The sequence below is a fragment of the Streptomyces aureoversilis genome (assembly GCF_042657885.1).
Classification (GTDB): domain Bacteria; phylum Actinomycetota; class Actinomycetes; order Streptomycetales; family Streptomycetaceae; genus Streptomyces; species Streptomyces aureoversilis.
Genome location: NZ_JBHSKJ010000028.1, coordinates 23,723 through 44,422, shown reverse-complemented (window position 1 = coordinate 44,422; position 20,700 = coordinate 23,723). Strand labels below are relative to the sequence as shown.

The window sequence follows — 20,700 nt, the reverse complement described above, 5'->3', positions numbered from 1 at the left end:
CCGCTTCGCTCTCCGGGCCGACGTGCCGGGCGCTTCGCGCCGGAATCCTGGGAGGGTCAGTGGATTTCGGCTCGGAGGAGGCGGCGGGAAACATGGCTCCGGCGGCGGAAGCGCAGCGGAAGGAAGGCCGGCTGCGACCGGCACGCGAAGGAAGGTCGAGGCGCCGCGCCCTTCCGTGGGCGGTGATCGCCCTGTGGATCGTGGTGCTCGCGGTCACGGCGCCCTTCGCCGAGAAGCTCGGCGGCGCGGCGCGGGACCGGCCGGTGGACTACCTGCCGGCCAGCGCCGAGTCCACCAGGGTCGAGCACCTGCTGGAGAAGCTGCCGGGCGGCAACACCTCGGACGCGATCCTCGTCCACCACCGCGACGGCGGCCTCTCCGACGCCGACCGCAAGGCGGCGCAGGAGCAGATCAAGCGGATCGCGGCGCGTTACGAGCTGCGGGGCGGGGGCGAGCCGCCCACGGTGGTCTCCAAGGACGGCGCCACGTCGATGACGGCCCTGTCGGTGTCCGGGCTGGCGGACGCCGCCGCGCAGGGCAAGGCGGTCGACGGCATCCGGGACATCGTCGGGAAGGACAAGCCCGCGGGCCTGAAGGCCGAGCTCGGCGGGCAGGTGGCCCTCGCCTCCGACCAGAACGAGGTCTTCGAGTCCATCGACGGCACCCTGCTGATCGGCACCGCGGGCGTCGTCGCCGTCCTGCTCATCCTGATCTACCGCAGCCCCTTCCTGTGGCTGGTGCCGCTGGGCGTGGTCGGCGTGGCGGCCTCGGCGGCCATGGCGGGCGTGTACGGGCTGATCAAGGCCTTCGACCTGACGGTGACGACGATGAGCACGTCGGTGATGACGGTGCTCATCTTCGGCGCGGGCACGGACTACGCACTGCTGCTGGTGGCCCGCTACCGCGAGGAGCTGCGCAACACCGAGCAGCCGTACGACGCGATGATGTCCGCGATCCGCGGCTGCGGGCCGGCGGTGCTCGCCTCGTCCGGAACGGTCGTCGCGGGCCTGATGTGCCTGATGGCGGCGGACCTCAACAGCAGCAGCGGCCTCGGGCCGGTCGGCGCGGTGGGCGTCTTCTGCGCGCTGGCGGCCATGCTGACGCTGCTGCCCGCGGTGCTGGTCCTGCTGGGCCGCCGCGTCTTCTGGCCGATCGTGCCGGCCTACGGGTCGGAGGCGGTGCACCGGCGTTCGCTGTTCGCGGCGATGGGCAACTCGGCGGGCCGCCGCCCGGGCCTGGTGCTGCTGTGCGGCGTCGCGGCGCTGGTCGCCCTGTCGGTCGGCGCGGTGAAGCTGCCGGGCACGCTGAAGCAGGAGGACGCCTTCCTCAAGAAGCCCGACTCGGTCGCCGCGATGCGCACGGTCGCCGAGGCCTTCCCCGACTCCAGCAGCCTGCCGATCACCGTGGTGACGCGCAGCGGGCAGGCGGGCGAGGTGGAGAGGCGCATCAAGGCGACGAAGGGCGTCGCCGCGGTGCAGCCGGGCCGCAGCGGCGGGGACCGCACCGAGCTGCAGGTGTTCTCCGTGGCCAAGCCCGAGTCGGACGGCGAGAAGAAGACCATCTCCGCACTGCGCGGTGCGGTGCACGACGTGCCGGGCGCCCAGGCGATCGTCGGCGGGCCCACGGCCCAGCAGATGGACCTCGCGACGACCAACGCCGACGACCGGGTCAAGGTGATCCCGCTGGTGCTGGTCGCGGTGCTGATCGTGCTGATCGCCCTGCTGCGCAGCCTCGTGGCGTCCGTGGTGCTCGTCCTCGCCGTGATCGCCTCCTGGGGCGCGGCGATGGGGCTCAGCGGCCTGGTCTTCGGCCCGGTCCTCGGCTACAAGGGCCTCGATCCGAGCCTGCCGCTGCTGACGTTCGTCTTCCTCGTCGCGCTCGGCGTCGACTACGGCATCTTCCTGATGCACCGCGCCCGTGAGGAGCGGCTGAAGGGCGCGGACTCGTCCGAGGCGGCGCTCACCGCGCTGCGCACCACCGGTGGGGTCATCACCTCCGCGGGCATCGTGCTGGCGGCCACCTTCGCCGTGCTGGCGACGCTGCCGCTGGTGGCGCTGGTCGAGATGGGCTTCATCATCGCGGTCGGCGTGCTGCTGGACACCTTCCTGGTCCGTACCTACCTGGTCACCTCCGCAAGCCTGTTGCTGAAGAGGTGGATGTGGTGGCCCGGGAAGCTCTCCCGGGGTTCGATGGAAGCGTGATGCCGTCCCGGGAACCGGTTGCCCCCATGATCGCGCGTCTGCTGCTGCCGCGGCACGCGGCCGTACGACGCAGCGTCCTGCTGCAGGACTTCGGAATCGCGCTGGCGGTCCTCGCCGTGCAGAGCGTGCTCTTCGTGGTCACCACGCGGCGGTCGCCGGACCTCCCGGGATGGGCGCTCCTCACCGGCGCCGCGCTCGTCCTGACGGCGCGGCGCCAGGCACCGTGGCTCACGGTGCTGGCCGTAGCCTGCATGAACGGCCCGTTCTACGCGCTGGGTTACCCCCGCACGGCGGTGCTGCCGGCGGGCCTGGTGGCCCTGTGCACGCTCGCCGTGGTCGGCCCGCCCAAGCGCAGCTTCCTCACCCTCGGCGGCATCTTCGGCGTGGCCACGGTCGTGCTGCTGGCGTTCGGCAAGGGGCACGAGATCGTGCCGACGCTGGTGAGCGCCGGCTGGATCGCCGACGTCGTCCTGATCGGCGAGGCGGTGCGCCTGCACCGCAATTACGTCGGGGCCATCATGGAGCGCGCGGAGCGCGCCGAGGCGACGCGCGAGCGCGAGGCGGCGCGCAGGGTCGCGGAGGAGCGCGTGCACATCGCGCGCGACCTCCACGACCTGCTGGCCCACAGCATCACCCTGATCGGGGTGCAGACGGCGGTCGCCGCCCACGTCCTGGTCGCCGACCCCGAGCGGCTCGACCGGGCGGCGCTCGCCAAGGCGCTGGACGGGATCGCCGACACGTGCCGGGACGCCCGGGCGGAGCTGCGCGGGACGCTGGAGGTGCTCCGCGGGAACGATTCCGCGGGCTACGGGCCCCTGCCGGGCCTCGACGGGCTGCCCGACCTGGCGCGGGCGGCGGAGGCGGCCGGGGCACGGGTGAGCCTGCAGGTGCACATGGGGCCGGGCCCGCAGGGCGGGACGGCGGAGGGCAACGGGGCGTGCCCCGGTACCTCGGCGGATCCCGCGGCGGATCCCGCGGCAACGGCCGTCCTGGCCCCGGCAGTCGGGGCCGCTGCGTACCGTATCGTGCAGGAAGCGCTCACCAACGCGGTCCGCCACGGCGGTCCCTCGGTCCGCGTCTGGGTGACGGTGGCGCGCGGCGGGGACGACGGCGCCCTGCGGGTCACCGTGCTCGACGACGGCGGTGCGGGAGCGCCCGCCCGCGACCCCGTGCCGGGGAACGAGCCGAACGGCACCGGCGGTTACGGCATCGTCGGGATGCGCGAGCGGGCCCGCAGCGTCGGCGGAGGGCTGCGGGCCGGGCCGCGCGCCGGGGGCGCCGGGTTCGCGGTCACCGCGGTCCTGCCGTCGGCCCCCGCGGACGGGACGGCCCTGCGGTGAGCGCGCCGTGAGGCGCCGGCGAGCGCGTGCGCCCGTGCGTGCCGTGCCCGCATCAGTGAACGACCCGCGCCGCGGGGCGCGGTGCGGGTCCCCACCCCGAAGGATGACTCCGATGACATCAGCACCGACTCCGGCAGCACCTCCCCCTCCCGGGGGGAGGGAGGGCCGATGAACGCGCAGCAGCCGATCCGGGTCCTGCTCGCCGACGACCAGCGGCTCGTCCGCTCCGCGTTCGCGATGCTGGTGGACACCGCACCCGACATGGAGGTCGTGGGCGAGGCGGGCACGGGACGGCAGGCCGTCGAGCTGGCCCGCAGCGCCCGTGCGGACCTGGTGGTGATGGACATCCGGATGCCGGACCTGGACGGCATCGAGGCGACCCAGCGGATCGCGGCCGACGAGGACATGGCCGGCGTGAAGGTGCTCGTCCTGACGACGTACGACACCGACGAGTACGTCATCGACGCGTTGCGCGCCGGCGCCTCGGGATTCCTGGTGAAGGACACGCGCCCGGCGGCCCTGCTGGAGGCGATCCGGACCATCGCCGCCGGGGAGGCGCTGCTGTCGCCCGGCCCGACCTCGCGCCTGATCGCCCGGGTGCTGCGGGCGCCGAGGGCGGACATCCCGGCGGGCTTCGTGACCAACGGCCTGGCGGTGCTCTCGGTCCGCGAGCGCCAGGTGCTGACCCTGGTGGCGAGGGGCCTGAACAACGCCGAGGTGGGCGATGTGCTGGGGCTCAGCCCGCTCACCGCCAAGACCCATGTCAGCCGGATCATGGGCAAGTTGTGCGCCCGCGACCGGGTCCAGCTGGTCATCGCCGCGTACGAGGCGGGGCTGGTGACGCCGGGCGCCGTGCCGGGGGTACCACCCGCCGGGGGCGGCGGGGGCGGCGCGTACTCTTCCTGAAGCCTCCCTGAAGAGAACGGGCGCCGTTCCTACGCCACGGGGCGGAACATCACGGGCGGCCGGCGTCGTCCGTGCGTTGACGCCGTGTTGAGCCGGGCGCGCACGCGCCTCAATGAACGTTCGAGGCACCCGCCCGGCTCCGCCATCCGTTGAGGGCGGAAAGGGGCCGGGGGATGGATGACGCCGGTTGTTCCACGTTGCAAGGATTGGGCGCCGAAAGGGGGAAAAAGCTGTCCAAGCTCCTGTTCTGATCTCCGGCGGAAACCGCTGTGGGGGGAAATTCGTGCAAATTGAAATACTCGGTCCGGTGCGCATCAGCGTTGCGGAGAGGAGCAGCGACATTCGGGCCAGCAAGGTCCGTTCCATGCTCGCCACCCTCGCCCTCCGGGCGGGCCGGGCGGTGTCGCACATGGAGCTCGTCGACGAGCTGTGGTGCGGTTCGACCCTCGGCAATCCCCGCAACGCCCTGCAGGCCCAGGCCACCAGGGTGCGCAAAGTACTCGAGGCACACACTCCGATGAACCGCACGACCGTCCTGCGCGCCGTCCCGAACGGCTACCTGCTGGACGTGCCCGCGGAGTGCGTCGACGCCAACAGATTCCTCGATCTCGCCTCCCGCGGCGGAGCCGCGCTGACCACCGACCCCGAGCGGGCGGCGAGGATGCTGGAAACCGGTCTGCGGCTGTGGCGCGGCCCTGCCCTGTTCGACGCCGGGGAGGGGCTGCGGTGCGCAAGCGCCGCGACCCTCTTCGAGGAACGCCGGCTGACCGCGTGGGAGGACCTGGTGAGCGCCCGTCTGGTGCTCGGCCGCAACACCCAGGTGATCGCCGAACTGCAGCAGCTCGTCGCACAGCACCCGCTGCACGAGCGGTTCTGCGAGCTGCTGATGCTGGCGCTGTACCGGTCCGGGCGGCAGAGCGAGGCACTGGAGCGCTTCCGCCTGACCCGCAAGCGGCTGGACGAGCAGCTGGGCATCCAGCCGGGTGCAGGGCTGCAGCGCCGCCACGCCGAGATCCTCGCCCAGGACCCGGCGCTGGCACAGCCGGGCGCGCTGTGGAACGGGCGGCGCGAGCCGCTCGCGACCAGCGCGTAGCGCCCTGCGGGCGGGGCTCGACCGCACCGCACGGTGCCGCAGCCCGATTCGGCACCGCCGGAAGCCGGTGTCGGCCCCGCACCGCGGTGGCGGAGAGAGGTTGCCGGACCCGGCAGCACCGAGACAACTGGAGCCAGCCCGCATGCACTCCGAGTCCGACGCGCGTGGTGCCACCGGCGCCGCGCGCACACCACAGAACGAACCCGTCGCGATCGTCGGCATCGCGGCGCTCTACCCCGGCGTCCGGGGAGCCGACGCCTACTGGAGGGCCCTGACCGAGCCCCCTCCGGAGCCCGGGTCCGGCCCGGCGCCGTCGCTCGCCGGCATCAAGGTCGACGTCGCGCGGTTCGGCATACCGCCCGCGCAGGCCGGGGCGCTCACGCGCATGCAGCTGCTGATGCTGGAGGCGGCCCGCGAGTGCCTGGAGGACGCCAAGGCCGGCGACCGGACGCTGCAGGCCGAGCGCACGGACGTGGTGGCCGGGGTGTGTTCCGGCCTGGACCGGCAGTACGCCAACGCGCTGCGCGTCGAGGGCAGCCGGTACGCCCGGGAGCTGGAACGGGCCGTGTCCGCACCGGAGTTCGGCGGCTCGGCCCGTACCGCCGCGCAGGCCGCCGACGAGCTGCGCACGGCCCTGGTGCGGCGCCTGGGCGCCTCGCCGCACGACCGGGTCGGGGAGATGGCGAGCACCATCCCCGCCCGGATCGCGAGCGCGTTCAAGCTCCGGGGCCGCACCCTGGCCCTGGAGTCGGCCGACGCGACGTCGTTCCTGGCACTCGCGCACGCCCTCGACAGCCTGCGCGGCGGGCTGTCGGAGGCCGTTCTGGTGGTGACCGGCCAGCGCGAGGAGGGGCCGTACCTGCGGGCGGCGCTCGCGGCCAAGGGCCTCGTCGCGCCGCGCACCCGGCCCTTCGCCGCGGACGGCGACGGCTTCGCGCTCGGCGAGGGCGTGGGTGCGCTGCTGCTCAAACGGCTGTCGTCCGCGGTCCGCGACGGGGACCGCGTCTACGCGACGGTCCGCGGGTGCGCGGTGCACCACCAGGGGCGCCCCGGCGTCTTCCGCTACTCCACGTCCGTGGAGCGGCGCGCGGAGACGGCCCGGGCCGCCTTCCGGGAGTGCGGCGTCCCCCCGGGCACGGTCGGCTACGTGGAGTGCGGCGCCTCCGGCGTGCCGCGCGAGACGGCCGCCGAACTCGCCGCGCTGGCCGCGGTGTTCGCGGACGCCGAGCCCGGCTCCGTGGTGGTGGGCAGCGTGCGCGACCGGCTCGGGCACACCTTCGCCAACGCCGGTCTGGCCGGCGTCACCAAGGCGGCGCTGGCGCTGTACCACCAGCGCCTCCCGGCCCGGCTGCCTCCGGCGCCCGGGGCGGCGCAGGACCTGTCCGCCGCGCCCTTCCGCTCGCCGGCGGAGCCGCAGAAGTGGGCCCCGGCGCCGGGCGGGGAACCGCGCCGCGCCTCCGTCAGCGGCGCCTCGCTGACGGGCACGCTCTGCCACCTCGTCCTGGAGGAGCACGAGACGGCCGGCGCCGCGCCCGCCCCGGCCCGGCCGCGCACCGCGCGCGCCTCCGCCGCGCCGGAGCCCGTGGCGATCGTGGGCTTCGGGGGCCGGTTCGGGAACGCTCCCGACGCCGACGCCTTCTGGGCGGCCATGCTCGGCGGGCAGGACCGGATCGGGCCGCTGCCGGAGTCCCTGCTCGACCGGGAGCTCTACCACCGGCCGGGCAAGCTGAGCCTGACCCACAGCTACACCGACCTGGGCTCCCCGGTGGAGGTGCCCGCGGCGCCCCCGGAAGGACTGTGCATCCCCCCGCAGCGCTACGCGGTCATGGACGCCGCGCAGCGGGTGGCCCTGGGCGTGGCCGGCGAGCTCCTGGCCCGCCGCGGGCGGGCGGGGTCCGGGGGCACGGCCGCGCGGCCGGCCGGCCGGGGGCTGGTCGCGATGGGCACCAACCTGAGCCTGTCCCGGGAGCGGCGCACGGCGGCCGGCCTGGCCCTGGGCGAGGTCGAGGCGGCCGTCGGCGAACTGGCGGCGCTCGGGCACCTGGACGCGACCGGGGTGGCCACCCTGCTCGACCTGGTCCGCGAGCGGTACGCCGCGGACCCGGCCCCGGGCGGGCCGGAGGACCTCGACGGCTCCCTCGCCGGGGGCGTCGCCGCGGTGATCGCCAACGAGTACGGCCTGGACGCCGTGCCGCTGGGGGTCGAGGCGGCGTGCGCGTCGTCGCTCGCGGCGCTGGACGTGGCGGTGGGACGGCTGCGCTCCGGCAGCGTGGACTACGCGCTGGCGGGCGGCGTCGAACTGCCCTGCAACGCCCGCGACATGGTGCTCTGCTCGGCCCTGGGGCTGCTCTCGCACGAGCGCATCACCCCCTTCGACACCGCGGCCGACGGCTTCACCCCGGGGGACGGCTGCGCGCTCTTCCTGCTCAAGCGCTACGCGGACGCGCGCCGCGACGGGGACGCGATCCACGGGCTGCTGCGCGGGATCGGGGCGTCCAACGACGCGAAGTCCCTGATCGCGCCGGACGTGGACGGGCAGGTGCGGGCCATGCGCCAGGCCTTCGGGCAGGCGGGCTTCGACCCGGCGGACGTCGGCTACCTGGAGGCGCACGGCACCGGCACCCGCGTCGGCGACCGGGTCGAGATCGCCGCGGCGGCGCGGGTGTACGCGAGCCCGCACCGGCGGCGCCCGCTGGAGATCGGCTCCGCCAAGTCGTTCTTCGGCCACACCTTCGCGGCCGCGGGCGGCGCCGGGCTGCTGCGGGCGCTCTACGCCCTGCGGACCGGGGTGCTGCCGGCCAACGCGGGCCTGACCGCCGTCAATCCCGAGCTGGACCTGGACCGCATCCCCGCGCGCGTCTCCACCGGGACGGCGCCCTGGGAGTCCGCCCCCGGCCGGCCGCGCCGGGCGGGCGTGAGCTCCTTCGGCACCGGCGGCATCAACTATCACGTGCTGATCGAGGAACACCTGGACGGGCCACGATGAACTTCGACTTCGACACCGAGACCGCGGAGATGTGCGACATGGTCGTGCGCTTCGCCAGGCGCGACCTCGGCGACGGCACGGCGGCGCACGACCCGGAGGAGTTCCGGCGCCGCTGGCAGCTCGCGGGGAAGCAGGGCATCGTGGGCGCGAGCGTGCCCGCCGCGTACGGGGGCAGCGGCCTGGACGCCGTCACCACCGCGGCCCTGATGGAAGCCCTCGGCTACGGCTGCGCGGACCAGGGCTTCGCCTTCTCCGTCGCCGCGCACCTGTTCGCCGCCGTCATGCCGGTCACCGAGTTCGGCACCGAGGAGCAGAAGCAGCGCTGGCTGCCGCCGCTCGCCTCGGGCGAGGCGATCGCGGCGCACGCCATCACCGAGCCGCACGCCGGGTCCGACGCCCTGAACCTGCAGACGCGCGCCGTGCGGCAGGGCGACGCGTACGTGATCAACGGCAGCAAGTGCTTCACCACCAACTCCCCCGTCGCCGACGTGTTCGTCCTGCAGGCGGCGACGTCGCCCGGCGGCGGCTTCTTCGGCCTCACCACCTTCGTCGTGGACGCGGACACGCCCGGCCTGACCGTGGGCCCGCGCTACGACAAGGTCGGCCTGCGGGGCTCGCCGATGGCCGACGTGCACCTCGCGGACTGTGTGGTGCCGGCGGCGGACGTGCTCGGCGAGGAGGGCGCCGGGGCGAGCATCTTCTCGTCCTCGATGAAGTGGGAGCGCACCTGTCTGTTCGCCACCTACGTCGGGGCGATGCGGCGCGTGCTGGAGTCGACGGTGGACTACGCCCGGGAGCGGGAGCAGTTCGGCTCGGCCATCGGCGGCTTCCAGGCCGTCAGCCACCGCCTCGTCGACATGACGATCCGCCTGGAGTCGGCCCGGCTGCTGCTGTACAAGGCCGCGTGCGGGCTGGCCGCGGGCAGCGACGACGAGGTCGCGCCCGCCCTGGCCAAGGTCGCGGTGAGCGAGGCGGCGGTGCAGCTCGGGCTGGACGCCGTGCAGTTGCGCGGCGCCCTCGGGATCCTCGGCGGCGAGGCCGAGACGTTTCTGCGGGACGCGCTGCCCTCCCGTATCTTCTCCGGCACGAACGAGATCCAGAAGAACAATGCGGCCCGGGCGCTCGGCCTGGGCGGACGCCGTTCCCGAAAGCGCCGGTGATGTTGCACCGGCCGCCGATACCGGACCGGCTTCCGGCAATGAACCACAAGAGAATCCAGAGGGGATTTCCGGCGTCGTGGACATGATTGTGCACCGAATTCGGCTCCGCCCGAACGTCACTCCCGCCCGTTTCGAAACATGGGTCAAGGAGACCGACTACGCCACCTGCCCGGAACTCCCGAGCGTGCTGTCATTCAGCGTGCAGCGGGTATCCGCGGACCCGGCGGCTCCCGTTCACTTCTTCGAAGTCATCGGGGTGAGCAGCCGGGCCGATTTCGAACGGGACACGACAAGCGAAGCGTTCGGCCGGCTGGTCGCCGATTTCGAGGGAATGGCCGAGGTCGTGGACGAAATGAGCGGAGTCCGCGTGGAGCCCGGATACCGGGTCGCGGCGGGCTGACGGGCCCGCGCGGCGGGCCTTCAGAGGCGGCCCTGCACCTGCCGTTCCATGGCGTCGATCAGCCCCGTCTCGTAGGCGATGGCCACCGCGCGGGCACGCGTCCCCGCGTCCAGCTTGCGCAGGACGTGGTGGACGTGGGAGCGGACCGTCGTGTTGGAGATGGAGAGCTTCTCGGCGATCTCCGCATTGGACCGGCCCTGTGCGAGCAGCAGCATCACCTCGGCCTCGCGCGGGGTCAGGGCGCCGGCCGGCGGCGGTGCGGGGGCCGGGGGCTGCTCGGTGCGGAGCTGGTCGAGGGCCTTGCGGGCGGTCAGCGGGGCGACCATGGCGTCGACCTCGATGACCGTCTTGATCATGCGGATCAGCTCCTCGGGCGGATCCTCCAGGGAGAGCACGGCCCGCACCCCGATGCGCAGGGCCTCGAACGCCCTGGGGGTCGTGTCGGGCCGGGCGAGGAGGATGACCTTGGCCATCCGGGAGAGTTCGGCGAGTTCACTGGTGTCGTCGATGCTGAGTGCCGGGGCCACGACGACAATGGCATCCGGAGTCATCTCCTTGGCGGCCGCCACCGTGCTGCGCACGGACGTTTTCGTGTGTGCTTCCAGGCCGTGCTGGCCCAGCAGTGCCTGCATACCCGCGCCTAGGATGAGCTTGTCGCAGCACAGCAGTATGCGCATACTCATCGAGCCTGCTTCCAGTTAACGGAACGGTTCCGAGCGAAGTCACTTCGGGGAGCAGGCGCTATTGTGGCCGCCGGGGTTGCGGGGGTGAAGACCACCCAAGTCCCCCCGCCGGCGGTCCGATGGCTCAATGACGTCATCTCCGTGGCCACGGCATCCCCCTGAACGTCTCACCCGACTGTACGCCAGCGGCAACTGACGGCCGGGCGTCCCGCCAGGTTTTGGCGGGAAATATGTCACGGTAAAGGCGGCGGCAAGGAGCAGTATCCCCGGCTGCGCGACGTACGGGTTCCGGTCCTGGCCGGAATGTTCCGCTGCTTTTCCGGCAGGCCCGCGGACGGGCCGGCCGGCCCGGATTGTCCCCTCCTACGCCGCGTGGTCCGGAGTGTGCGGCAGGTCCTTTCAGACCGTGCGGTGATCCGCCGCTCCGGCGCTCCGGGGCGCCGGAGGGAAGGCCGTACGGGGCCGGCCGACACGGCTGACGAAGAAGAGCCTTCCGGAGAGGCCCAGTTGCTCCTGGAGCATCGCCCGCAGGGGCTCGTGCTGCATGACGACGCTCAGAGGGTGCAGGGCCAGCCCCGCGGTGGCCGCGTGCAGCCAGTAGTCGGCGATGCGCGCGCCGCCCCGGAAGGCGTCGGCCACCCCGGGTGCTTCCTCCGCGAAGTTCATCAGCACGACGGCGGGCGTGCGGCGGATCTCGGCGGCCAGGCCGCCGGCGAGCGACCGGTCGTAGCCGAAGCGGCACAGGAACTTCATCACCGGCGGGGACAGGGCGATCCGCTTCGCGATCCGCTGCCGGGCCGACATTGGCCCGAAAAGCTGGGTCGCGGGGAAGCCGTCGCCGTGGGCGCGCACCGCCGCGGGGCTCCAGCGGATGTACGAGTGGGTTTCCCGCCACGCCGCCGGGTGGCTGAAATCTATCCCTCCGTGGCGGGCGAGGAAGTCGGCGAAGGCATCCCGGTCATGACGTTCCGTCAGGTGGCGGATCTCCGTCGCGGGGCCCCCGGTGGGCAGGTGGCGCGTGAGGTCGCCGAGGAGCCCCGGGGCAAGCGGCAGCTCGTCGTACGGGCCGCGGTTGGTGTGCCGGGCGCGGGCCGCGTCGGACAGGGCGGTCAGGCTCTCGGCGGCCTCCCCGGTCCGGCGCAGCGCAGCCGTCCACAGCAGCGACCAGTCCCGGGGCCACGGGCCGCCGGGCAGCCGGGAGTCTGCGCCCGGCCCGCCTGGCCCGTCACCCCCGCTGTCGTTGTCGTGTGCCCGCTCCCGTACGAGCGCCCAGCCCTGGGCGGCCAGCGCCCGGGAGAGCATCCGCCAGTAGGCGGCGCAGCTCAGCCGCATCTCCAGCAGGTGGGCGGGCAGGGCCGTGAGGCTGCGCCGGCGGTCGACGGCGAGGGCGAGGTACACGTGGGTGCCGTCGTCCGGGCAGCCCAGCAGGTCGGCCGCGGCCCGGCGCGCCGGGCGGCTCTCCAGCCGGGCGAGCGCCCAGGGCTGGCAGTTGTGCGAGGAGGGGCTGAGGGCGGCGATGCCGGTGGCGTGCCGCAGAGCCTCGGGGAAGGGCGCGCCGAGTCCGGGAGCACGGGAAGTGGGCGGTGTCATGGGTTCGTTCATCACGTCCATACCAGGGCGAGGAAGTAGCCGTCGATCCGCCGGGCCCAGCCGTGCGGGCGGACGTCGCCCGCCGAGGGCGCGTGGCGCAGGAGGTCGGGCCCGGGCCGCCACGTGTAGGTGTGGTCGTCGCGCCAGGTGTGCAGGGCGACCTCGCGGGGGTCGATGCGCAGGCCGAAGCCGAAGTGCTTGAGGACGGCCTCCTTGCAGGCCCAGCGCAGCGGCAGGGGCATGCCGGCGAGGCGGCGGCGGTCGGGGTCGGCGCAGGCCGCGGCCCGGTCGTCGCCGGCGGTCAGGAGCGAGGTGAGCATGGGCGGCATGCGGCGCTCGTGCTCCAGGTCGACGCCGACGGGGCGCGGCCCGCACACGGCGATGGCGAAGTCGCCGGAGTGGGACAGGCCCACGTCGACGGGGGCGTTGACGAGGGGTTGGCCGGCCCGCAGCCCGTGGGCGACGGCGCCGACGCGGATGTCGCGGGTGCGCCCGGTCCGGCCCCAGTGCCGCCTGCCGTGGGCGAGGACGCCGTGCTTGACGGCGAGGCGGCCGGCGAGCCACTCGTAGCGCCGCTTGGGCAGGCGCAGGCCCGCCGCGTGGGCGGCCTCGTCGTCGGTCAGGTGGCGGGCCTCCAGCGCGGCGCGCACGGCGTCGCCCTGGGCGCGCAGCCAGGCGATGGACACGACGGCGGCGGTGAGCTGCTCGGCGGGCCGGGCCAGGTGCAGCGGCCGCGCGGGGTCGAGGGCCAGCGTCTCCCCGGCGAGGCCGCCCGGACGGGGCCGCGGGGGCGCGGCGAGGGTGTCAGCGGTCGACATCGGGTGGCAGCAGGAAGGGGTAGGGGCGGTGGCGCACCTTGAGGTGCCAGGCGCGGTCGGCCTTGCGCAGCCGCTGGATGAGCTCCCACATCGAGGCGTCGCCCTTGTAGTACTTGGCGACCTCCTCGGCGGTGAGGGCGGGCGTGATGCGGGCGTTGGCCTGTTCGAGGAAGCCGGGGACCAGGCCGGCCAGCCTCTCCTTGTGGAGGTTGCCGAGGAAGTCGAGGACGACGCCGCGCGGTGTGTAGAACTTGTCGAAGATGGACTTGGACATCGCGAGGCGGACGGGGTCGCGCAGGAGCCACGGCAGCGAGGTGAAGAAGAGCCGGACGTCGAGGAGTTCGCGGCCGCGGGCGTCGCGCATGAGGGGCGAGGTGACGTCGAGGTAGACGAGTTCGCCGTCGAGGTCGATCCAGTTGGACGCCTGGGCGTCCAGGCCGAGGGCCGGGGAGACGCAGCCGTGCACGCGGTCGAGGAAGCGGGCGAAGAAGTCCTCGGCCCAGGCGTCGCCCTCGCTGTGCAGGAGGTCGGGGACGAGCCGTTTGACGGGCAGGGTCTGCTGGACGCAGTAGCCGGCGATCCGGCCCGAGGGCAGCTCGGTGTGCCACAGCCGGGTCTCGGCGACGTGGATGCCGGTGGCGCGCAGGCGGTCGAGGTACCGGTCGAGGGTGCGCCCGTAGGCCTCGAAGCGCTTGCGGCCGTCGAAGACGGGCAGCCGCTTGCAGGCGAAGGCGCCGCGTCCGGTCTCCAGGGCGAGGACGAGGGTGACTTCCCCGTAGCCGAGGACGGTCAGCCCGCGCGGGTCGCCCGCGGCGAGCGCGTGCTGGACTTGCTGTTCGAGTTCCCGGAGGTCGTCCTCCGGGACGGTGAACGTCATGGGACGGGGTCACCTGCTTCCGGTCTGCTGAGGTGTTCGTCCCGCCGCAACGGCGGGTCACCACTACGGCGAGGGTCCGGCGGAATCCGCACCGGCGGCGCCCCCGCGTGCCCGGGATCCGCCGGAACGGCATCACGCCGCGACGAAGACGAGCGCCGCGTTCTGCCCCCCGAAACCGAACGAGGTGGACAGCGCCGCGTCGACGGCCTTCTTGCGGGGTTCGCCCGCGACGACGTCCAGTTCGACGGCCGGGTCCAGCTGTTCGAGGTTGGCGGTCGGCGGGACGAGCGAGCGCTCGACGGCGAGGACGGTGAGCGCGGCCTCGATGGCGCCCGCGGCGCCGAGGGTGTGCCCGAGCACGCCCTTGGTGGAGGTGACCGCGGCGCCGTCGCCGAGCGCCGTGCGCAAGGTGGCGGCCTCGACGGCGTCGTTGAGACGGGTCGAGGTGCCGTGGGCGTTGACGTGGCCGATGTCGCCGGGGGCGGTGCCGGCCTGCTCCAGGGCCGTGCGGACGGCCGCGAGGACGGCCCTGCCCTCCGGTTCGGGCGCGGTGAGGTGGTGGGCGTCGGCGGAGGCCCCGTAGCCCGCGAGGAGCGAGCGGATCCGGGCGCCGCGGGCGCGCGCGTCGGCCTCCCGCTCCAGCACGAGGATGCCACTGCCCTCGCCGATGACGAAGCCGTCGCGGCCGGCGTCGAAGGGCCGTGAGGCGGCGGCCGGTTCGTCCAGCCTCCGCGAGAGCGCGCCCATCTGCGCGAAGCCGGTGACCATCAGCGGGCTGACGCCGGCCTCCGCGCCGCCGGTGACGACGACGTCGCAGGCGCCCTCGCGCAGCAGCGCGGCCGCGGCGCCGATGGCGGTGGCCCCGGACGAACAGGCCGTGGCGGTCACGAAGTTGGGACCGGTGGCGCCGAGGTCGATGGCCAGGTTCCCGGCGGCCATGTTGGGGACCAGCATGGGGACGAGGAGCGCGGAGACCTTCGCCGGGCCGTGCTCCAGCATCCGGCGGTGCTGTTCCTCCCAGGTGCTCACGCCCCCGAGCCCGCAGCCCACGACCACGCCGACGCGCGCGCCGTCCCACTGCGCGGGGTCGAGCCCGGCGTCGGCCACCGCCTCGCGCGCGGCGGTGATCGCCAGCTGCGTGAAGCGGTCGTGCATCAGCGCGCTGCGGCGGCCGACGTGCCGGGCGGGGTCCAGCCCGGGGACGGTGCACGAGATGTCCACCGGCAGCCCTTCCAGGGCGGGGTTGCGGGTGGCCGCGGAGACGCCCGCGCACACGCCGTCCCAGGTCGCCCCGGTGCCGATGCCGGCCGCGGTGACCAGGCCCAGGCCGGTGACGGCGACCGGTGCCGCGGCGTTCACGGCGCCGTGGCCGCGATCTCGTTCGCGATCACCTTCACCACCGTGGCGATGGTGTCGGTCGGCGCGGCGGCCTCCTCGCCGATCTTCACCTGGAACTCGGACTCGATGACGAGCAGCAGCTCGACGAGGAACAGCGAGTCCATCTCCAGTTCCTCGAAGGTCACGTCCGGGCCGATGGCCGCGCGGTCCACCGCGAAGCGGTCGACAAGCAGGTCCACCAGCTTGTCGTAGACAGGGCTCATGGTGCGGTCCGCCTTTCCCGTGGGGTCAGGTGCGTCACCGGGTCCTTTGCGGCACGCCGTCCGGCCCGGTGTGCGGCAAGTCTGGACGGCCGCGCTGACGGGGGGCTGACGGATGGCTGACCCCGGACCGGGTCAGCCATCCGTCAGCGTCCGGTCAGCCCGGGTGAGCAGACTCGGCACGCCGGAGCCGTCCGGCTGTTCCGCATCGGAGGAGCGCTCGCGTGGTTTGCTTCCGTCCCAGCCGCACATCTTTCCGGAGGGCCCAGCACGGGCCCCGGCACCGCGGCGGTGCCCGGTGACGCGGGCGGCCGTCGTGGCCGGAGTGGGCAGCGCGCTGCCGCCGGTGCCCGTCACCAACGACGAACTGGTGGCCGCGCTCGACACCTCCGACGAGTGGATCCGCTCCCGGACCGGCATCCGGCAGCGCTACTTCGCCCCGGACTCCATGGCGACCTCCGACCTGGCCGCGGGGGCCGGCGCCAAGGCGCTGAAGTCCGCGGGCGGCCGGCCGGTCGACACCGTGGTCGTGGCGACCACCACGCCGGACCGGCCGTGCCCGGCGACCGCGCCCACCGTGGCGGGCAAGCTGGGCCTCGGCCACGTCGCGGCCTACGACGTCGCCGCGGTGTGCTCCGGCTTCGTCTACGCCCTGGCGACCGCGGCGGGCCTCATCGCGTGCGGCGCCTCCGACGGGGTCCTGGTCATCGGCGCGGAGACGTTCTCCCGGATCCTCAACCCGGCCGACCGCTCCACCGCGGTCATCTTCGGGGACGGTGCCGGGGCCCTGGTCCTGCGGCCCGGCAGGGAGGGCGAGACCGGCGCGCTCGGCCCCTTCGACCTCGGCAGCGACGGCGAGGGCCTGGAGCTGATCACGGTGCCGGCGGGCGGCTCCGAGCGGCGCCCGTACGCGCCGCGCGAGGAGGACCACTACTTCACGATGCAGGGCAAGCAGGTCTTCCGGCTCGCCGTGCAGCGCATGGGGCACTCGGCGCGCGCCGTCCTCAACCGCGCCGGGTGGCGGGTGAGCGACGTCGACCACCTCGTCAGCCACCAGGCCAACCACAGAATCACCGCCCGCCTGGCCGACGAGCTGGGCATCCCGCAGGAGCGCTGCGCCGGGAACATCGCCGAGGTCGGCAACACGGCCGCGGCCTCCATCCCCCTGGCCCTCGACCACGCCCACGCCGGAGGGGCGCTCCGGCCCGGGGACCGGGTGCTGCTCACCGCCTTCGGCGGCGGCCTCACCTGGGGGGCGACGGTGCTCACCTGGCCCGCCCTCGACCGCGACTGACGGCAAGGAAAGCGATGACCCCTCAGAAACTGATCACCGATTACATCGTCGAGGTCTGGATGGACGGCGACGCCGGCGGGCTGGAGCCGGACACGCCCATCGACGAGCTGAACATCATCGACTCGGCGGGCGTCTTCGACCTGGTCCATTACCTGCAGCAGGAGTTCCGCGTCACCGTTCCGCTGCGGCAGATATCGCCGGCGAACTTCCGTTCCGTCAACGCGATCTCGGCCCTCGTCGGCCGGCTGCAGGCAGGGGAAGGAGCGAGCACCGCATGACACACCTCATGGACGGCCCGCAGGAGACCGTGCGCATCCACCGGAAGGTCGTGGGGATCGTCGCCGAGCGGACGCTCTACGACGAGTCCCAGCTGCTGCCCGACAGCCACTTCGAGGGCGACCTCGGCATCGACTCCGTCATCCTGGAGTCGATCCTGGTGTCGGTCGGCGAGCAGTTCGGCATCGAGGAGCGGCTGCCCGGCAACATCACCACGATCCGCGAGCTCGTCGCCCGGGTGGAGGGCGCGCTGGGCGTGACGCCGGGGGCGGCGGAGCCCGGGGCCCCCGCGGAGGCGGAGGGCGCGGACGCCGTCCTGGAGGCGGTGCTGGCCGCCGCCGTGCGGCAGACGCAGTACCAGCGCAGCCAGCTGGCCCTCGACGCCGACTTCGAGAGCGAGCTCGGCATCGACTCGGTCATCCTCACCTCGCTGGTCGCCGAGGCCGCGCAGGAGCTGGGCCTGCCGGAGACCGCGGTGGGGGCGGTCACCGCGCAGAGCCTGCGCGGCCTGGCCGCCGGGCTCACCGCCCTGACGGAGCAGGCCGGAGCGGCCGGGCGCGCCGGGGACGGCTCCTGGGACGGCCGCTCGATGAAGGACTTCGTCGAGCAGCGCGACCCCGACCTCTTCGCCAAGGCCCGCAGCTTCGGCGCCTACCGGCGCCGGCGCGAGGAGGAGCGGCTGTACTGGTACGGCATGCCGCTGCTCTCCCGCTGCGAGAACCGGGCCGTCATCTACGACGAACTGGCGGGCCGCGAACGCGAGTTCCTCATGTTCGCCTCGAACAACTACCTGGGGCTCGCCAACCACCCCAAGGTCGTCGAGGCGGTGTGCGAGGCCACCCGCACCTACGGCGCCACCCACACCGGCTCCCGCTTCATCGGCGGCACCAACATGCTCCACAAGGAGCTGGAGCGGCGCCTGGCCGCCTTCAAGCAGCGCCCGGCCGCCATCGTCTACCCCGGCGGCTACGCGGCGAACCTCGGCGCCATCTCGGGCCTGGTCAAGAGCTACGACACGCTCGTCGTCGACAAGCTCAACCACATGAGCATCGTCGACGGCAGCAGGCTGTCGGGCGGTGTGCGCAGGATCTACCAGCACAACGACATGCAGGACCTGGAGCAGGTGCTGCGCCGCGGTGCGGAGCAGGGCACGGGCGGCGGCACGCTGATCGTCGCCGACGGCGTCTTCAGCATGCACGGCGACGTCTGCGACCTGCCGGAGATCGTCCGGCTGGCGAAGACCTACGGCGCCCGCGTGATGATCGACGACGCCCACGCGACCGGCGTGCTGGGCGCGCGCGGTTCGGGCACGGCCGAGCACTTCGGGCTCAAGGGCGAGGTCGACCTCGAACTGGGCACCATGAGCAAGGCCCTCGCCGGCATGGGCGGCTTCGTCGTCGGCGAGGAGGAGGTCGTCGAGTACCTGCGCTACTACTCCAACTCCTACGTGTTCGCCGCCAACATCCCCGCGGGCGTCGCGGCCGGGCTGATCGCCTCGCTGGACGTCATCGAGTCCGAGCCCGGGCGCGTCAAGCGGCTCTGGGCCAACATCCACGCGCTCCGCGACCGGCTGCGCAAGGCCGGCTTCGACCTGGAGCGGACCGAGAGCGCCATCCTCCCCATCGTCATCGGGGACGAGCGCAAGGCCATGGAGATGGGACGCGCCGTGCGGGCGCGCGGCCTGTTCTGCCAGACCGTGGTCTACCCGGGCGTACCGCTCGGCGACGCCCGCCTGCGGGTCAGCGTCACCTGCGAGCACACGCCGCAGGACCTGGAGCTCGCGACGGAGATCTTCATCGAGTCCGCGACGGAGACCGGCGTCCTGCCGCGATCCGAGTGAGCGAGGAAGTGCACACGACCATGGGCGCCTTCAACACCAGCGTGATCCAGCTGCGGCGGGACCTGCCCGCCGGGCAGGCCGATCGCCCGGCCTTCGTGGGCGAACACCCCCTGACCTACGGCGAGTTCACCGCCGCCGTCGACGCGCTCACCTGCCGGCTGCTCGACCTCGGGGTCCGCACCGGCGACCGGGTGGCCGTCTGGATGGACAAGCACCCGCACTACGCCGAGGCGATCCTGGCCACGGTGCAGTCGGGCTGCGCGTACGTCCCCCTGGACGGCGGGCAGCCGGCGGGCCGGGCCGGGACCATCCTCATGGACGCGGAGCCGGTCGTGCTGTTCACCGACCGCCGCCACCTGGACCTGCTCGCGGACCAGGAGCTGCCGTCCTCCCTGGAGGCCGTCGTCACCACCGGCGAGCCGCCGGCGGGCGGCCACGTCCGCGGCGTGCCCGTCCACTCCTGGGAGGGCTTCGCGCGGGTCAGGGCCGGGCGGGTGACGATCCTGCCCGCGCTCCGGCCCTCCGACCTGGCGGCGATCCTCTACACCTCGGGGTCGACCGGGGTGCCCAAGGGCGTGCGGATCTCCCACCGGAACCTGGCCAACTTCACCGGCTGGGCGCGCAGCGAACTCGACGTGGGACCGGACGACGTGTTCGCCAACCACGCGTCGTTCAACTTCGACCTCAGCACCTTCGACCTGTTCGTCGCGCTGTCCGTCGGCGCCGCGGTGTGGATCGTGGCCGACGCGGCCGCCCGGGACGTCCCGGCGCTGGCCGCGGGCATCCGCGAGCACGGCATCACCGTCTGGTACTCGGTCCCCTCCGTCCTGCACCTGCTCACCGCGTCGGGCGTGCTCACCCCCGACGTCACCCGGAGCCTGCGCTACGTGCTCTTCGCGGGCGAGGTCTTCCCGATCCCGCAGCTGCGCGGCCTCGCGGACCGGCTGCCCGCCGCCACCGCCCTGTACAACCTCTACGGGCCCACCGAGACCAACGTCTGCACCTACCACCGGGTGCGGCCCGAGGACCTCCTGCGCGACACGCCCGTGCCCATCGGGGCGCCGATCACCGGCGCGCGCGTGAGCGTCGTCGCCGACGGCCGGCCCGTCGACGTGCCCGGCGCGATCGGCGAACTCGTCGTCGAGGGCGACTGCGTGACCCCCGGCTACTGGCGGCGCCCCGACGAGCCCGCCGCCGCCCTCCACTGCCAGGGCCGCCACCCCACCGGCGACCTCGTCAGCTACGAGGACGGGCAGCTGGTCTACCGCGGCCGCAAGGACCGCATGGTCAAGCTGCACGGCTACCGCGTCGAACTCGGCGAGATCGAGGCCGCGGCGCTCTCCCACCCCGCCGTCGCCGAGGCCGCGGTCGTGCTGCGCCCCGGGCAGGGGGAGGACCCCCAGCCCCGCATCGCCCTCTACTACACGCTGCGCCCCGGCGCCGCGCGGCCCGGCCTGGTGCAGCTCAAGCAGCACTGCGCCCGCCTCCTGCCCCGCTACATGCTGCCGCGGACGGCGACCTGCCTCGACCGGCTCCCGCACAACGCCAACGGCAAGACCGACTACCGGCGCCTTGACCACGAGGCGGCCCAGCCCACCGCAGAGCCTGCCGGCACTGCCAGCAAATGACGGAGACCAT

Annotated in this window: 17 protein-coding genes; 11 read left to right on the top strand and 6 right to left on the bottom strand. The window is 73.8% G+C overall.

The genetic code is table 11. From position 1 onward, the window contains the following. Positions 1-182 precede the first annotated feature (182 nt). The 7 genes from ACFPP6_RS33345 to ACFPP6_RS33315 all read left to right on the top strand — a co-directional run bounded on the left by ACFPP6_RS33345 (position 183) and on the right by ACFPP6_RS33315 (position 10,086). Positions 183-2,201 carry an MMPL family transporter gene (locus ACFPP6_RS33345; RefSeq protein ID WP_382050263.1) on the top strand — a complete coding sequence of 673 codons (2,019 nt, stop codon included), beginning with the start codon at positions 183-185 and terminating at the stop codon, positions 2,199-2,201. 26 nt (positions 2,202-2,227) lie between these two features. Further along, on the top strand, positions 2,228-3,541 hold the full coding sequence (locus ACFPP6_RS33340; protein WP_382050261.1) for a sensor histidine kinase: 1,314 nt from the start codon (positions 2,228-2,230) through the stop codon (positions 3,539-3,541). Positions 3,542-3,709: 168 nt separating this feature from the next. Beyond that, positions 3,710-4,447 (top strand): response regulator transcription factor, encoded by a 738-nt coding sequence (locus tag ACFPP6_RS33335; RefSeq protein WP_336013724.1) that lies wholly within the window; start codon positions 3,710-3,712, stop codon positions 4,445-4,447. Positions 4,448-4,754: 307 nt separating this feature from the next. Then, entirely contained in the window at positions 4,755-5,540 is a 786-nt protein-coding gene (locus ACFPP6_RS33330; protein ID WP_382050258.1) for an AfsR/SARP family transcriptional regulator, read from the top strand. Positions 5,541-5,682: 142 nt separating this feature from the next. Further along, complete coding sequence (locus ACFPP6_RS33325; RefSeq protein ID WP_382050256.1) at positions 5,683-8,526, top strand: beta-ketoacyl [acyl carrier protein] synthase domain-containing protein; 2,844 nt, start codon at positions 5,683-5,685, stop codon at positions 8,524-8,526. Further along, positions 8,523-9,686, top strand: coding sequence for an L-prolyl-[peptidyl-carrier protein] dehydrogenase (gene redW / locus ACFPP6_RS33320; protein ID WP_382050254.1), 1,164 nt, complete (start codon positions 8,523-8,525; stop codon positions 9,684-9,686). The genes ACFPP6_RS33325 and redW overlap by 4 nt, the downstream gene beginning before the upstream one ends. Before the next feature lie 82 nt (positions 9,687-9,768). Then, complete coding sequence (locus ACFPP6_RS33315; RefSeq protein ID WP_382050333.1) at positions 9,769-10,086, top strand: RedY protein; 318 nt, start codon at positions 9,769-9,771, stop codon at positions 10,084-10,086. 20 nt (positions 10,087-10,106) lie between these two features. Here ACFPP6_RS33315 and ACFPP6_RS33310 read toward each other — a convergent pair whose 3' ends face one another. From ACFPP6_RS33310 to ACFPP6_RS33285, 6 genes are all read right to left on the bottom strand, one after another. Then, positions 10,107-10,769: a LuxR C-terminal-related transcriptional regulator gene (locus ACFPP6_RS33310; RefSeq protein ID WP_382050252.1), complete on the bottom strand. Its 663-nt coding sequence runs from the start codon at positions 10,767-10,769 to the stop codon at positions 10,107-10,109. Between the two features lie 399 nt (positions 10,770-11,168). Continuing rightward, the gene (locus tag ACFPP6_RS33305) at positions 11,169-12,359 is read right to left on the bottom strand and encodes a nitroreductase family protein (protein ID WP_382050250.1); all 1,191 of its coding nucleotides are present in this window, start codon (positions 12,357-12,359) and stop codon (positions 11,169-11,171) included. An 11-nt stretch (positions 12,360-12,370) separates the two neighbouring features. Continuing rightward, on the bottom strand, positions 12,371-13,177 hold the full coding sequence (locus ACFPP6_RS33300; protein WP_382050248.1) for a 4'-phosphopantetheinyl transferase family protein: 807 nt from the start codon (positions 13,175-13,177) through the stop codon (positions 12,371-12,373). Beyond that, positions 13,164-14,054, bottom strand: a complete 891-nt coding sequence (locus tag ACFPP6_RS33295; protein ID WP_382050246.1) for a DUF6206 family protein — start codon at positions 14,052-14,054, stop codon at positions 13,164-13,166. Before ACFPP6_RS33295 ends, ACFPP6_RS33300 begins: the two co-directional genes overlap by 14 nt. Before the next feature lie 132 nt (positions 14,055-14,186). After that, the gene (locus ACFPP6_RS33290; protein WP_382050244.1) at positions 14,187-15,413 is read right to left on the bottom strand and encodes a beta-ketoacyl-[acyl-carrier-protein] synthase family protein; all 1,227 of its coding nucleotides are present in this window, start codon (positions 15,411-15,413) and stop codon (positions 14,187-14,189) included. Further along, a complete protein-coding gene (locus tag ACFPP6_RS33285) occupies positions 15,410-15,655 on the bottom strand; it encodes an acyl carrier protein (protein WP_179083350.1) in 246 nt (81 codons plus the stop codon). The genes ACFPP6_RS33290 and ACFPP6_RS33285 overlap by 4 nt, the downstream gene beginning before the upstream one ends. 295 nt (positions 15,656-15,950) lie before the next feature. Between ACFPP6_RS33285 and ACFPP6_RS33280 the strand changes: the two genes are divergently transcribed. From ACFPP6_RS33280 to ACFPP6_RS33265, 4 genes are read left to right on the top strand one after another with little or no spacing between them, the layout of a single operon-like run. Further along, positions 15,951-16,946, top strand: coding sequence for a beta-ketoacyl-ACP synthase III (locus ACFPP6_RS33280; protein ID WP_382050242.1), 996 nt, complete (start codon positions 15,951-15,953; stop codon positions 16,944-16,946). Positions 16,947-16,960: 14 nt separating this feature from the next. Beyond that, on the top strand, positions 16,961-17,224 hold the full coding sequence (locus ACFPP6_RS33275; RefSeq protein WP_382050240.1) for an acyl carrier protein: 264 nt from the start codon (positions 16,961-16,963) through the stop codon (positions 17,222-17,224). After that, positions 17,221-19,062 carry an aminotransferase class I/II-fold pyridoxal phosphate-dependent enzyme gene (locus ACFPP6_RS33270; protein ID WP_382050238.1) on the top strand — a complete coding sequence of 614 codons (1,842 nt, stop codon included), beginning with the start codon at positions 17,221-17,223 and terminating at the stop codon, positions 19,060-19,062. Before ACFPP6_RS33275 ends, ACFPP6_RS33270 begins: the two co-directional genes overlap by 4 nt. Further along, entirely contained in the window at positions 19,059-20,690 is a 1,632-nt protein-coding gene (locus ACFPP6_RS33265; protein ID WP_382050236.1) for a D-alanine--poly(phosphoribitol) ligase, read from the top strand. The genes ACFPP6_RS33270 and ACFPP6_RS33265 overlap by 4 nt, the downstream gene beginning before the upstream one ends. The last annotated feature ends 10 nt before the right edge of the window (positions 20,691-20,700 follow it).